Origin of the sequence: Deinococcus murrayi DSM 11303 (assembly GCF_000482805.1) — a bacterium.
GTDB classification, from domain to species: Bacteria; Deinococcota; Deinococci; order Deinococcales; family Deinococcaceae; genus Deinococcus; species Deinococcus murrayi.
On record NZ_AXWT01000016.1, the window covers coordinates 1 to 13,961 of the forward strand.

At 67.1% G+C, this 13,961-nt stretch carries 10 protein-coding genes and 1 pseudogene; 9 read left to right on the forward strand and 2 right to left on the reverse strand.

The annotated features are described in order from the left end of the window. Window positions 1-143 precede the first annotated feature (143 nt). Window positions 144-290: pseudogene (locus H565_RS16210) on the reverse strand (IS982 family transposase); the annotation flags it as partial. Window positions 291-349: 59 nt separating this feature from the next. On the opposite strand from H565_RS16210, the gene H565_RS14010 reads away from it, so the two are divergent. The 9 genes from H565_RS14010 to H565_RS14020 all read left to right on the forward strand — a co-directional run bounded on the left by H565_RS14010 (window position 350) and on the right by H565_RS14020 (window position 13,403). Then, window positions 350-763: a carbohydrate ABC transporter permease gene (locus tag H565_RS14010; protein WP_245576147.1), complete on the forward strand. Its 414-nt coding sequence runs from the start codon at window positions 350-352 to the stop codon at window positions 761-763. Next, window positions 760-1,650, forward strand: a complete 891-nt coding sequence (locus tag H565_RS0102130; RefSeq protein ID WP_027459591.1) for a carbohydrate ABC transporter permease — start codon at window positions 760-762, stop codon at window positions 1,648-1,650. The genes H565_RS14010 and H565_RS0102130 overlap by 4 nt, the downstream gene beginning before the upstream one ends. A gap of 44 nt (window positions 1,651-1,694) precedes the next feature. Then, window positions 1,695-3,653, forward strand: a complete 1,959-nt coding sequence (locus tag H565_RS0102135) for a beta-galactosidase (protein ID WP_027459592.1) — start codon at window positions 1,695-1,697, stop codon at window positions 3,651-3,653. Next, window positions 3,643-5,139, forward strand: a complete 1,497-nt coding sequence (locus H565_RS14015; RefSeq protein WP_034408090.1) for a glycoside hydrolase family 36 protein — start codon at window positions 3,643-3,645, stop codon at window positions 5,137-5,139. Before H565_RS0102135 ends, H565_RS14015 begins: the two co-directional genes overlap by 11 nt. Further along, a complete protein-coding gene (galT, locus tag H565_RS0102145) occupies window positions 5,132-6,232 on the forward strand; it encodes a galactose-1-phosphate uridylyltransferase (RefSeq protein WP_027459593.1) in 1,101 nt (366 codons plus the stop codon). The genes H565_RS14015 and galT overlap by 8 nt, the downstream gene beginning before the upstream one ends. Then, a complete protein-coding gene (gene galK, locus H565_RS0102150) occupies window positions 6,229-7,287 on the forward strand; it encodes a galactokinase (protein WP_027459594.1) in 1,059 nt (352 codons plus the stop codon). Before galT ends, galK begins: the two co-directional genes overlap by 4 nt. A gap of 66 nt (window positions 7,288-7,353) precedes the next feature. After that, a complete protein-coding gene (locus H565_RS0102155) occupies window positions 7,354-9,537 on the forward strand; it encodes an APC family permease (protein ID WP_027459595.1) in 2,184 nt (727 codons plus the stop codon). A gap of 502 nt (window positions 9,538-10,039) precedes the next feature. After that, complete coding sequence (locus H565_RS0102160) at window positions 10,040-11,332, forward strand: S8 family serine peptidase (RefSeq protein WP_027459596.1); 1,293 nt, start codon at window positions 10,040-10,042, stop codon at window positions 11,330-11,332. 331 nt (window positions 11,333-11,663) lie between these two features. Then, window positions 11,664-13,403 (forward strand): HD domain-containing phosphohydrolase, encoded by a 1,740-nt coding sequence (locus H565_RS14020; protein ID WP_245576150.1) that lies wholly within the window; start codon window positions 11,664-11,666, stop codon window positions 13,401-13,403. On the opposite strand, the gene H565_RS17005 is transcribed toward H565_RS14020, so the two are convergent. Next, window positions 13,385-13,924 carry a GGDEF domain-containing protein gene (locus H565_RS17005; protein ID WP_027459597.1) on the reverse strand — a complete coding sequence of 180 codons (540 nt, stop codon included), beginning with the start codon at window positions 13,922-13,924 and terminating at the stop codon, window positions 13,385-13,387. The genes H565_RS14020 and H565_RS17005 overlap by 19 nt on opposite strands. Between the last annotated feature and the right edge of the window lie 37 nt (window positions 13,925-13,961).

Below are 13,961 nucleotides of genomic sequence, written 5' to 3' on the forward strand. Positions count from 1 at the left end.
ACCTTCCCCTGGTCAAGCAGGAAAAGCCCATGGTGTACCCTTCTCCTGAGCCGAGTCTCTACTCGAAACCGTCCAAACTTTGGGGCCAGCCCACTGCGCCAGCACGGCTATTCACTCAAAATTGCAAGGTGCAACTCCTGAGTCTGGAGCAGGGCAATGGCCAGGAGATCGGCGTCGGAGATTTTCTCGTGTGGGTGCAGCAATTTTGCCGGAATATGTGGAGTGATCCAGCGGCTGAGCAGGGTGACAGCGGTGGACAGCGGCAGTACAGTGAGATCGGGACGGCACATCAGCACCGTCCCTTTCGCATTTCTCCCCCAGCTGTGTCAACTTCTTGGCGAGCAACGTAGTGCTTTGGAGCATTGCCAACATCGTCACCTGGACCTGGACGGGCTACAACATGATTACCCTCTATGCTGCCCTGCAAAATATCCCCGCCGACCTCTATGAGGCAGCCAGAATAGACGGCGCTTCAGGCTGGACCTTGACCCGCTTTATCAAGCTGCCGCTACTCAGGCCCAGCCTGCTGCTCGTTTTGATTTTTTCCATCATTGGCACGATGCAGATTTTTGCAGAACCCTTTGTGCTGCGGCCCTTGGGTTACGTGCCGGACAACATCACGCCAAACGTGTACCTCTACCTGGTCGCCAGCCGCGACGGAAACTTCAGCTACGCGGCGACGCTGGCGATTTTGCTCGCGGTTTTCACGTTCCTGCTCAGTGCGGTGTTTCTGCGGTTCACCCGGCGGGGCGGTGCCCTGTGACGCTGTCGCCGCCTGCCCACGCCCCGCCCGCGCCCCGTCCCCGGCGGCCCGGCTTTACGCCCCTACAACTGCTCGCGCTGACGCTCTTTGCCGCATACTCGCTGCTGCCGCTGTGGTGGGTGCTCGTGACCATCTTCAAGGACAACGGGCAGCTCTTTTCCACCTTCGGGCTGTGGTTCGCGTCACCGGGGCACCTCGCCGAGAACTGGCAGACGCTGGTCACCCGCGAGGACGGCATCTTCGTACGCTGGCTGCTCAATAGCCTGCTGTATGCGGGCGCTGCGGCGGTGGGCAGCATGCTCGTGAGCGCCATGGCGGGGTATGCCTTCAGCGCGTACGATTTCCGGGGCAAGAATGTCCTCTTTACCCTCATTCTCGCCACCATCATGGTTCCGGGGACCGCGCTGGTCCTTCCGCTGTTTTTGATGATGCAAAAACTGGGGTTGCTGAACACCTACTGGGCGGTGATTCTTCCCTCCTTGGTCAACCCCTTCGGCTTGTACCTGATGCGGCTGTTTTGGGACGCAGGCTTTCCACGCGAGCTGATGGAGGCCGCTCGCATCGACGGGGCGGGCGACTGGACCATCTTCCGGCAGCTCGGCTTGCCTCTGGTGCGCGGCGGGCTGGTCACGGTGGGGCTGTTCGCGTTTGTGGGCACCTGGAACAACTTCTTCCTGCCGTTGGTGGTGGTCAACCGCAGCGAGCTGTTCCCGCTCACGCTGGGGCTGAGCGTCTGGAACCAGACGAGCAGCTCTAGCGGGCAAGAACCCCTCTACACCGTGATTGTGCTGGGGGCACTCGTCAGCATCCTGCCCCTTTTGCTCGCTTTTCTGACCCTGGGCCGCTTCTGGCAGGGGGGCTTGGCCTCCGGCGCCGTCAAAGGCTAAGCGCGGGAGTGCCCTGAAAGGATGATGATGTCAAAGGACGCTGTATGAAGCACCCTGGACCTTCCTTGCACCTTCAGCTTGGAGTTTGCGACTATCCCGAACACGTCCCCCCAGAGCGCTGGAGCGCCTATGCCCGGCAACAGCGCGAGTTGGGCCTGACCTTTGTCCGTCTGGCGGAGTTCGCCTGGAGCCGTCTCGAACCGCGCCCTGGCGAGTACGACTGGGCTTGGCTGGACCGCGCCCTAGAGGTGGCCGCTGCCGAGGGGCTGGGGGTGGTGCTGTGTACGCCCACCGCTACCCCGCCCGCCTGGCTGATTCGCGCCCATCCCGAAATCCTGCCCCACGACCAGGAAGGCCGCGTGCGCGACTTTGGTTCCCGGCGGCACTATGATTTCGCTTCTCCGGTGTACCGCGAGCACTCCCGGCGCATCACGCGGGCGCTGGCCGAACGGTACGGACGGCACCCGGCGGTCGTGGGGTGGCAAACCGACAACGAGTTCGCCTGTCACGGCACGGGCCGCTCGTATGGTGGGGCAAGCGCGGAAGCCTTTCCCGGCTGGCTTCGGCAGAAGTACGGCACGCTGGAAGCGCTCAATGCAGCCTGGGGCAATGTGTTCTGGAGCATGGAGTACAGCGACTGGGCACAGATTCGCCCGCCGGTTCTCACCGTCACTGAACCCAACCCAGCCCACGTCCTCGACTATTTCCGCTTTGCGTCCGACCTGATTCGGGACTTTCAAGCGGAACAGGTGGCCATCTTGCGCGAAGGGTCGCCGGGGCGCTTCGTCACCCACAACTTCATGATTTTTGAGTCGGGGTTCGACCATTACGAGGTCGCGCGGGAGCTGGATTTCGCCAGCTGGGACAACTACCCGACCGGGATGCTGGAGTTCTTCGCGCCGCCGGGAACGGGGGAAAACCTCAAGACGCGCTACGCCCGCACCGGACACCCCGACCTGGTCGCGTTTAACCATGACCTGTACCGGGGGCTGGTCGGGGGGTCAGGGGGGAGCTTCTGGGTGATGGAGCAACAGTGCGGGCAGGTGAACTGGGCACCGTACAACCCCCTCCCCGCAGACGGGGCCGTGCAGCTTTGGACCGCGCAGGCATGGGCGCATGGGGCCGACGGGGTGAGTTACTTTCGCTGGCGAGCGGCCACGATGGCTCAGGAGGTGCTGCACTCCGGCCTGCTGCGTCACGACGAGACCCCCGACCGGGGGTATGCCGAGGTCGCCGGGCTGGACCCCCACCAGTTTCCGCTGGGCGAGGTCCGCGCACGGGTGGCCCTGCTGCATGACTATGAGAGCCTGTGGCTCTATGACGAACAGCGGCACAGCGCGGCCCTGAGCTACTGGGCGCAGACGGTCGCCTATTACGCCGCGCTGCGTTCCCTGGGGGTAGATGTGGACGTGACCAGTGCGAAGACCGACTTGAGCGGCTACGCGGTCATCGTCGCGCCCGCCATCACCCTCGTGACGGTGCAGATGGCGCAGCAGTGGGGGGCGGCCTTGGCGGGGGGTGCCCACTTGGTCTGCGGGCCACGGACGGCCTTCCGTACTCCCAGCGGAGCCACCTGGGAAGAAGGCCAGTTTGGGCCGCTGACGTCCTTGGTCGGTGCCCAGTTGCAGCAGTACGACTCGCTGCGTCCGGGGTTGACCCAGGCGGTCAGCGGCGGGTACGCAGCGCAGTTGTGGGCCGAGAGCTACCGGTTGCGGGGCGCACGGGCCACGCACACGTATGAGGGGGGGCCGCTGAATGGACAACCCGCCGTGATTCGGCAGGGGAACGCGGTGGTGGTGGGGGCGCACAGCCCGCCCCTCGTCCGCGACGTGCTGCGGGGGGTCCTCGACGAGGCCGGGGTGCCCCACACCGAGCTGCCGGAGGGGGTGCGGCTCAGCCGCCGCGCCGGGGTCACTTTGGTACAAAACTGGAACCCGGAGCCGGTCATCTGGCAGGGCCGGACCCTGCCGCCGGTGAGCTTCGAGGTGCACCATGAGCGCTGAGCGCCGCTGGCTTCTGGCGGTCCCGCCGCAGGAGCTGCGCGTGCTCGTGAGCGGGTACCAGTCCTGGAGCGAGGCCGAGCTGCGGTTCCTGACCGAACGTCAGGCCGTGCCGCTAATGCGCTGGCGGCACGAGCAGGGCCACGACCCTGCTTTCCTCCCCAGCGGCGAGGCGGGCGTGTGGCGCTCGCACACGCTGATGGCTCTGATTCGCCCGGACGGGGGGGGTTGGGTGGGGGCGGCGGGGGACGCCACGAGCACCTTTACCGGCTGGGAGGCCCGTGCCGGGCAAGGGGTCACCGAGGTCACCTGCACCCAGGAGGGGCCGCCCACAGACGTCTTCTGGGAGGAGACGGGGGACGTCATCCGCACGGTGGAGGCCCTCGCGGCGCGGCTAGGGCAAAAGATGCACGCCCGCACCCCGCCCCCGCTGCGGGTGTGGTGCAGTTGGTACTCGTACTACCGGGACGTGACGCTGGAGGCTGTGCTGGACAATGCCCGCCTCGCCCGCGCCCGCACCCTCCCCTTCGACGTAGTTCAGCTCGACGACGGCTTTCAGGCGGACATCGGGGATTGGCTGGACCCCGCCCCCAGCTTCGGCGGGCACGCCCGCGACCTGCCGGGGCCACTCGCGGAGCTGGGGTTTCGAGCGGGGCTGTGGCTGGCCCCCTTTCTGGCCGCGCCGACCTCGCGGCTGGCCGCCGAGCACCCGCAGTGGCTGCTGCGCGGCGAGGACGGCACGCCCCTCCTGGCGGGGCACAACTGGGGCGGGCCGTATCACGCCCTCGATACGACGCACCCGGAGGTGCTCGCCTGGCTGCGCGACCTCGCGGCCACGGCGCGGGGGTGGGGGTACGACTACCTTAAGCTCGATTTCCTGTTTGGCGGGGCGCTGCCGGGGGTGCGGCACGACCCCACGGTGAGCCGGGCGGGGGCGTACCGCATGGGGATGCAGGCCCTGCGCGACGGGGCGGGCGAGGACGCTTTCTTGCTGGGCTGCGGGGCACCGCTGGCGAGCAGCATCGGGCTGGTGGACGCCATGCGGACCGGGCCGGACGTGGCCCCTTTCTGGGATGAGGAGTCGCGGCGGGTGTGGCTGGGGGACGCAACCGGCCCCTCGGCCCGCAACGCGCTGCACACGGCCCTCTCGCGCTGGTACCAGCACGCGTGGTACCAGCCTGACCCGGACGTGATGATCGCTCGGCGGGAACTCAGCCTGTTGGGGAACGAGGAGCGCGGGGCACTCGCCGGCATGCTGGATGTCATCGGCGGCCTGCGGGCGAGCAGCGACCCCCTCGGCGGGCTGGACGAGCGCGAGCTGGCGCTGCTGCGGCGCTGCTTGGAACCCAGCACGCCCGACCGCCCCCGTACCCTGACTCAGAGCCTTGGCGGAGCCGTGACCCACTTCGGGCGCGGCACCTTTAACCTGACTGGGGCGGAGGCCGAGGAGATTCCCGCTCACGGCTACCGCGAGGTGTCCCGTGGCTGACGCACCCCTCCCCTTTTACGCCGCCGACTTCACCAAGCCCGATGGCCGGGCGCTGACCCTCTACGGCTTACGTCCCATCGAGGTCCGGGGCGACGTGCCCAGCCCCGCCGGGGACCCCCCGGTCCCGCGCCCCACCATGCGCTGGCATCCCCTGCGCGGCGAGTGGGTGATGTACGCCGCGCACCGCCTGGGCCGCACTTTCCTCCCGCCGCCGGAGTACAACCCGCTCGCGCCGACGACCCCCGAACATCCCACCGAGCTGCCGCAGGGGAACTATGACCTCGCCGTCTTCGACAACCGCTTTCCCAGCCTCACGCTGGACGCGCCGCCGCCGCCGCACCCGGCCCATCCCTCCGAGCGGGCGGGTACCGGGAAGTGCGAGGTGGTGGTGTTTAGCCAGGACCCGGTGGGGCGGCTCGCGGACCTCTCGGAAGCGCAGACCGCCCTCTTGCTCGCGGTGTGGGCCGACCGCACAGCGCGGCTGGCGGCAACCGGCAAGATTCGCAGCGTCCTCGCCTTTGAGAACCGGGGCGTGGAGGTCGGCGTGACCCTGCACCACCCGCACGGGCAGATTTACGCCTACGACCATATCCCGCCCGTGCAGGCGCGGATGCTGGCGGGGGCGCAGGCACACCTCGAGGAGCAGGGGCGGCCCTGGCTCGCGGACTTCGTGGCCGCCGAGCGGGAGGCCGGAAGCCGAATCCTCCGCGACGAGGGGGAGGCCCTGAGCGTGGTGCCCCCCTTTGCCCGCTACACCTACGAAACGTGGGTGTTGCCCACCCGCCCGGTGGGACAGCTCTCGGACCTCACTGGCCCGGAGCGGCTGGCCTTCGCCCGCGTGCTCAAAGACGCCCTCACGCGGCTCGACGCTCTTTTCGGCGTGCGGATGCCCTACCTGCTGACCGTCCATCAGGCCCCGGTCGGGGGGGAAGCGCACCCGGAGTTTCCGCTGCACATCGAACTGTACCCTTACCTGCGGGCACCGGGCCGGATGAAATACCTCGCCGGAACCGAGCAGGGGGCGGGCGAGTTCGCCAACGACAAGTTCCCGGAAGCTGCCGCCGCCGAGCTGCGGGGGCTGGAGGTTCCATGAAGACGTTCGAGGAGGTCTTCGGCCACCCGCCCAGGGTCACCGCCCGCGCTCCGGGCCGGGTCAACCTGCTCGGCGAGCACACCGACTACCAGGGCGGGTACGTCCTGCCGACCGCCATCCCGCAGCAGACGACCGTGCGCCTCGCGCCCAACGGCACGCGGGAGCACCACGCCTATGCCGCCGACCTGGACGAGCACGCCACCTTCGGGGTCGGCGAGAACGCCGCCGGGGGCTTTGCCCGCTACGTGGCGGGGGCGCTCGCACTGGGGGGAGCGCGCGAGGGCCTGGATGTCCACGTGACGAGCGAGGTGCCGATGGCCGCGGGCCTCTCCAGCAGCGCGGCGCTGGAGGTGGCTTGCCTGCGGGCGCTGCGTGACCTCGGCGTGCTGAACGTAGATGACGAGGCGCTGGCCCTCCTCGCGCAGCGGGTCGAGCACGAGTATGTCGGGGTCAAGTCGGGGATTCTCGACCAGATGGCGAGCACCTTTGCGCGGGCGGGGCAGATGCTCTTTTTGGACACCCGCACCCTGCATCGCGAGACGCTGCCGCTGCCGCAGGGGGCCGAGGTGCTGGTCATTGACTCCGGGGTGCCCCGCCAGCTCGCGGAGTCCGGCTACAACGAGCGCCGCGCCGAGGTCGAGGAGGCGGCGCGGCTGCTCGGCGTGCCCGAACTGCGCGACGTGACGGACCCGGCGGCAGTGGAGGGGCTGCCTTCGCCCCTGCGCGAGCGGGCGCGGCATGTCGTCACCGAGAACGGGCGGGTGCTGGAGGCGGTGGTGCCGGGCGTGACCCCGCAGCACTTCGGGCGGCTGATGAACGCCTCGCACGCCAGCTTGCGGGACGACTACGCGGTCTCGCACCCGGTCGTCGACGCGCTCGTCACGGCGCTGCAAGCTCACCCGGACGTGTACGGGGCGCGGATGACCGGGGCGGGCTTCGGCGGCTCGCTCGTCGCGCTCGTGCGGGCGGGCACGGCGGCGGCGGTCGGAGACGCGGCCCTGGCGGCGGGGGATGGCCGGGCGCGGCGGGTGGTTCCCCCCCCGCGGGCGGGCTGAACGGGCACGCGCCCACTGGCCACTTGGCCAGTGGGCGGGGGCAGGAAGCGGACCTAGACTCCGCCCATGAGTTCGTCTCACGTCCTCTCCGGTGCCGTTCGGCGCTGGTTTTTAGAAACCGAGACGCCGGAACCGGAAGGCTTTTACGAGGGCGAGCAGGAAGTGAGGCGCGAGCACCGCACCCAGCCCTGGTGGAAGGTGATGTGCCTGACCGGGGTGGATTATTTTTCCACCCTGGGCTATCAGCCGGGGATTGCGGCGCTGGCAGCGGGAGCACTGGCCCCCGTGGCGACGCTCGTGCTGGTGCTCGTCACGCTCTTTGGTGCCTTGCCCATGTACCGCCGGGTCGCGGGCGAGAGTCCGCACGGGGACGGCAGCCTCTCCATGCTGGAGCGCCTGCTCGCCTACTGGCCGGGCAAGTTGCTGGTGCTCTCGCTGCTGGGCTTTGTCGCCACCGGATTTGTCATCACCATCACCCTCTCGGCGGCGGACGCCACCGCGCACCTGCTGGAGACGCCGCTGCTGCGCGACGTGCTGGAGGGCCAGCGGATTGCCGTGACCCTGCTGTTGTTGGGGTTGCTGGGGGGGGTATTCCTCAAGGGGTTCAAGGAAGCCATCGGGCTGGCGGTGGGCATTGTGGCCGTCTACCTGGGCCTCAGCCTGGTGGTCGTGGCGCACGGCCTGACGGAGGTGCTGACGCGGCCCGACCTGCTCGGTGGGTGGTGGGGGGCACTGACGGGGGCTTTTCCCTCCCCGCTCGCGCTTGCAGGAGCGGCCTTGTTGGCGTTCCCGGCGCTGGCACTGGGGCTGTCAGGGTTCGAAACCGGGGTTGTCGTGATGCCACTCGTGCGCGGCGAGCCGGGCGACCGCCCAGAGCGGCCACAGGGACGCATTCGCAACACCCGCAAGCTGCTGACGACCGCCGCGCTGGTCATGAGCGTGATGCTGCTGGGGTCCAGCTTGGTGACTACCCTGCTGATTCCCCGCCACGAGTTCTGGGCCTCCACCACCATCACCAAAACCGTCAGCACGGCGGACCTGCGGGCGGGCCGCGCCGTCGCGAATGTGCCCCTGGACCATCCCACCCGCCCCCGCGAGGTCCACGCGCTCGTCTTGCCCGCCGGACGCACCGGAACCTACACGCTGGAGGCCGACACGGTGGGGGGACGGGTGCCCTTTACGGTCACCGTGACGCCACAGGGGGGGGCGGCGAGCGTCACGGTGGAGACCCCTCCCGGCAAGGCCAATGGCCGCGCCCTGGCCTACCTCGCCCATGAGCGGCTGGGCGACGGCTTCGGCAGCCTGTATGACCTCGCAACCATCCTGATTCTGTGGTTTGCGGGTGCGTCGGCGATGGCGGGGCTGCTCAACATCGTGCCGCGCTACCTGCCGCGCTACGGGATGGCCCCCGACTGGGCGCGGGCAACCCGGCCTTTGGTCGTGCTGTTTGTCGGGGTCAGCGCCGTGGTCACCCTGCTCTTCCGGGCCGACGTGGATGCCCAGGCCGGGGCATACGCAACGGGTGTGCTGGCCCTGATGACCTCGGCGGCGATTGCGGTCTTTTTGACCGAGCGCGGGCGGGGGCACCGGGGCGCGGCCCTGGCCTTTGGCCTCATCAGCCTGCTGTTCATCTACACCAGCGTGGTCACGGTGCGCGACCGCCCCGAAGGGTTGTGGATTGCCCTGCTGTTCGTGCTCGCCATCGTGCTGGTGAGCGCGGCCTCGCGCGTGCGGCGCAGCACCGAGTTGCGGGTGCAGCAGGTCGTGCTGGACGACGCCGCGCAGCAGATGGTGCAGGAGGTGGTGGCGCGGGGGCTGCCGGTGCGCTTTATCGCCAATCGCCTCAACGAGGGCGATGCGGAGGAATACCGCCTCAAGGCGCTGGAAGTGCGTCTTGACAACCACCTCTCACCGGGGGAGGCGGCCCTCTTTCTGGAAGTGGCGGTCACCGACGCGAGCGAGTTCAGCACGGTGGTGCCGGTGTGCGGGGTGTGGGTGGGGCCGCACGCCGTCTTGCGGGCACGGGGCAGCAGCGTGCCCAACACGCTCGCCGCTGTCTTGCTGTGGGTGCGTGACCAAACGGGTGTTCCGCCCCACGTGTACTTCGAATGGAGCGAAAAAGGCCCCGCGCAAAATGCCCTGCGCTTCCTCCTGGCGGGCGAGGGCGATATTCCGCCGCTGACCCACGAGGTGCTGCGGGTGGCCGAGCCGGATGTCACCCGGCGTCCGGTGGTCCACGTTGGAGGATAAGCCCACTTGCGCTGATTCCTGAGCGTCAGCCGAGCATGCCCATAGAAGGGGCTGCCTGCTCCGGCTTGGCTCCTGCTGGCCAAGCGACCAGCCCAGGCGCGCCCCCCGCGCCCGACCTCCGTCATCTTTTCATCCCCGGTGAGGAGATGATGGGGGAACCACCCCCCAAACCCTGAACGCCGTTGAGCGGTTTGTGTGAGTAAACTAAAGAACCTCTAAGCACTGCGAGCTGCACCCACATTTTCCTTGGCCGAGCCGCTTGGTAAGGTCGCGGAGGATTCGGGAAAAGTTCAGGAGGTGCTTGGTGAAGAAGTGGCCCTGACCGTTCAAGAGTGGCGTCTGTGGGCGCATGCCCAGCGGGACTGGGAGCCTTCCCCACCCCCACCCACCCCCCCGCATTCTGAAGACGCCTTCGGTTCCCTACGCCACCCCAGGTGGCCAGAGTGGGTTAGGATTCTGAGAAACGAAGCGGCTACGCTAGTCTATTCTCACGGAGGTTGTCATGGTTAAGCGCTCTCACGGGGTCTTCTTCTTACTTTCCGCTCTGCTTTTGGCGGGTTGCTCACAGCAGCGGCCTACGGGCACCGCGCCAGAGGCGGCGGTGCGGCCCAGCCACGTGATGCAGGTGCGCGTGCCGGTTGGCAGCACCCGCGAGCAGGTTGAGGCGATGTACGGCGCTCCGGCCCTGATGTTTGACGCTGCCGAAGGGTATGCCGTGCTGGGCCTCTCGGATGCGCAGGCGAGCGGCTCTGGCTTGCGAGCACTAAACCTCGCGGGCACCCCGGAGAGCAACCTGAACGCCTTCTCCGCCGACACGATAGCGACCATGCAGGGACGGTCGGTGTGGATCACAAGTGATTTCAGCACTTGGGCTGAGGGGCGCTCCGTATGGATCACTGGCCAATACGGTCCCATCCCCGAAAACACCAATAACTTCCAGACCATCCGTCTGGAGCAGGCCCACAGCCTGGCTCCCAAGCTCGGCGCAGGGGTCAAGGTCGCCGTGATTGACACGGGCGTGGATGTAGACCACCCCGCTTTTGCCGGGTCGCTCGCGCCCGCCAGCGAGTGGCGTGACTTCTATGCCGCAGATAACAACCCCGATGAGGAAGGTGTGCTGGGCGAAGGTGGCTACGGGCACGGCACTGGGGTCGCGGGCATCGTGCTGCAAGTGGCCCCGAAGGCGACGATTCTGCCGCTGCGAGTGCTGGGGCCGGATGGCTCCGGAGATGTGCTGCATGTCGCCCAGGCCATCGACTGGGCTGTGGCGCGGGGGGCCAAGGTCATCAACCTGAGCCTCGGCAGCACCACGCGCTCGGCAGTGGTCCAAGAGGCCATCAAGAGGGCCACCGAGAAACACAACGTCCTGGTCGTCGCCTCGGCGGGCAACGACAACCGTGCGTCCATCAGCTACCCGGCCTATGACATGGCCGCTGGTCCTTCGGGAGAGCGCAGCCTGAGTGTGGGCAGCCTCGACACGAGCTGGAACAAGTCGTCCTTCTCGAACTATCACGCCAACCTGGAGCTGAACGCCCCTGGCGAGTCGGTTTACTCGCCCGCGCCCGACGGCATGATGGCCGCCTGGACCGGAACCTCGATGTCGGCTCCGATGGTGGCGGGCGGCCTCGCCCTGGCGCTGGGGCAGGGCGTCCGCGTGCCCCTCAAGGACGTCACCAAGAAGATGGCCGAGACGGGCTTCGATGTCTACAACAATGGCCAGAACCAGTCCTACAAGGACAAGTTGGGCCGAAAGGGCCTGCTGAACCTCGCGGCGTTCCTGCGCGACGTGCTCTAACCCTTCTGGCAAGACGCCCAGCCCCGTGGCTGCCCCGCCACGGGACTGGGTGCTTTGTTGAAAAATCGTAAGAATTTTGAGAGGCGCTGCGGCTAAGCTGACGGGCGTGGGCAACGATCAACAGTATGAGGCTGCGCTCGCCGCGCTCTCGCACGCTCAGGAACAGGGAGACCTCCGGGCGATGGCAGATGCCGAGCTGCAACTCGGTCGGTTGGAAGCTGCCCGCGAAGCCTATGCTGCGGCTAAGGAGCGGTATAGGTCAGCTCTAGCGCTATATGAGCAAATGCAAGCTGAGGATGGAACGGCAGAAGTAAACTACTCCCTAGCTGTAATGTCAACCAAGTTGGGTGAATGGCACGCAGCTCGTGAACACGCACAGAGAGCATTGAATTCACAGGCACAAGCAGAGAAACATACAGAAATTAGAGGCTTGTTGGCGGGTGTTTATCACGCAACTGGAGACTCTTTACGTGCATTGCGGGAGCTAGAGACGGTCCTAAAATCATATTTGAATGAACAGGATTTGTATGGACAGGTCAAGACCCTGGGAAATATGGGGGATCTCTTGACTAAAATTGGCAACTATACCAAGGCCGCAGAGTGCCTAACCGACGCCTATAGAATATTAGTAAATGGTGAATCAAAATACAAGCGTCTTACGAAAATACAAAGTCACCTTCTCCTCAACATGGGCAATCTCTACCAGGACATGCGGGACCTGGAGAAGGCGCTCCAATATTTTTCCGAAGCCCTAGCGTCCGCCCGCGAGCACCTGAACCAGAATGTCGAATCTATCGCGCTGCTCAATATCGCCAGCGTCGAGTATGAGCTGGGGCGGTTGGAAGCGGCGCATGACCATTACAGCGAGGCCCTTGACCTCTCCAGAGAGCTGCACAACCGGTACGGCGAGTTGTCCGCTCTGGATGGCCTCGCCCGCGTACTGATGGCCTGGGACCGCATGGATGATGCCCTGCACGCGCTGTGGGCCGCCGAACAAATTGCCATAGAAACGGGGGACATCGAGGGACGGCTCGATGTGCTGCTGCATCTGGGCGAAACGCACCTGCGGCGGCAGACAGCCCCGGAAGCCATCGCGACGCTGGAGCAAGCGCTGCAACTGGCCGACGAAATCGGGCGGCCCAAGTCGGCATGCGACGCGTTGCGGTCCTTGTACCGCCTGTACGCGGACCGGGGCGAGTTGGAAACGGCCTTTCAGCGGCTCGAAACCCTCTACGAGCGGGAGCGTGCTCTGCTGAATGCCGAGGTGGATGAGCGGGTGGAGAGCATGACCGCCCGCTTTGAGGTTGAACGGGCGCAGCATCAGGCAGAACTCAACCGCCTGCGGATGGTGGCCGCCGAGGAAGCCCGTGCCACCGCCGAAGCCGAGGTCCGCGACCGCACCCTCAGCCTTGAACTCGCGCAAATCGAGGTCGTCACCCGGCTGGCGGTGGCTGCCGAATACCGCGACGACACCACCGGAGACCATACCCGGCGAGTCGGACAACTCTCCGCGGCCATCGGGGAGCGGCTGGGCATGCCAGCAGAGGAAGTCGAGCTGCTGCGGATTGCGGCGCGGCTGCACGATGTGGGCAAGATTGGCATTCCCGACAGCATTCTTCTTAAGGAGGGGCCGTTGTCGCCGGAGGAGTACTGCCAAATGCAGCGCCACACCGTGATTGGTGCCCGCATCCTGGCGGGAGGACAAAGCCACCTGCTGCAAATGGCCGAAGCCATCGCACAACACCACCACGAGCACTGGAATGGCGGGGGCTACCCCTGCGGGCTGTCCGGCGAAGAGATTCCGCTGGTCGCCCGCATCGTCGCGGTGGCCGACGTGTACGACGCCCTGACCCACCGCCGCTCGTACAAGGCTGCCTGGACCAAAGAAGCGGCTCTCGCGGAACTTGAAGCGCAGGCCGGGCGGCAGTTTGACCCGGCAGTGGTCCGTGAGGCCCTGGCGGTGCTTAAGGGGGGTTCCACCGCTGGAGGCTGGGGGCAGCCTCGACGAGGGCGTGCTGATGTTCCACGCCTGGGCCTGAGCGCCCCCCCGCATCAGCCCTCTTCCCGCTGACCAGACGTTACGGCGGGGCTGCGGCGTTCGTCAGCTTGGCGGCGTTGGTTGGCAAGGTGCAGCAGGGCGCGGGCGGAGCGGGCATCACGCGGCCAGAGAGCTGCGCCCACGCTGATGCCCGGCAACTCATATCCGGCGTCTCTGGCAGCCTCCAGAGCGCGGGCGGGGGCCTCGCGGGCTTGACCTTCGGCGGCACCCCGGTCGCCTTCCGGGGAAACCGAGAGCAGCAGAGCGAACTGCACCCCGTCGAGGCGGTAGACCCGGTCGTCGCCGGAGAGACCAGAAGCCAATGTCGCCGCGCACCGCGCGAGCAGGGCGTCGCCCTCCACATGGCCCAGCGCCCCGTTGAGAACCCCAAAGTTCGTGAACCCGCAGCGCACCAGCACGAACGGCTGCCCCCCGGCTACCCGCGCCTCCAGGTCGCGCTCGAAGGCGCGGCGTCCCGGCAAGCCCGTGAGGGCGTCGAAATTCGCTTCGCGCTGGGCGGCATTCAGTTCGGCGCGGCGGCGCGTTCCTGTCATGACGCAGCGCCCGCTCGGCAGCGGTCCAGGGCAGTGG

What these genes read in the sequence shown, in the direction of transcription:
- H565_RS0102135 (WP_027459592.1), top strand. Translation starts at nt 1,695, where the DNA reads ATGAAGCACCCTGGACCTTCCTTGCACCTTCAGCTTGGAGTTTGCGAC.
- H565_RS14015 (WP_034408090.1), top strand. Translation starts at nt 3,643, where the DNA reads ATGAGCGCTGAGCGCCGCTGGCTTCTGGCGGTCCCGCCGCAGGAGCTG.
- galK (WP_027459594.1), top strand. Translation starts at nt 6,229, where the DNA reads ATGAAGACGTTCGAGGAGGTCTTCGGCCACCCGCCCAGGGTCACCGCC.
- H565_RS0102155 (WP_027459595.1), top strand. Translation starts at nt 7,354, where the DNA reads ATGAGTTCGTCTCACGTCCTCTCCGGTGCCGTTCGGCGCTGGTTTTTA.
- H565_RS0102160 (WP_027459596.1), top strand. Translation starts at nt 10,040, where the DNA reads ATGGTTAAGCGCTCTCACGGGGTCTTCTTCTTACTTTCCGCTCTGCTT.
- H565_RS14020 (WP_245576150.1), top strand. Translation starts at nt 11,664, where the DNA reads ATGTCAACCAAGTTGGGTGAATGGCACGCAGCTCGTGAACACGCACAG.
- H565_RS17005 (WP_027459597.1), bottom strand. Translation starts at nt 13,924, where the DNA reads ATGACAGGAACGCGCCGCCGCGCCGAACTGAATGCCGCCCAGCGCGAA.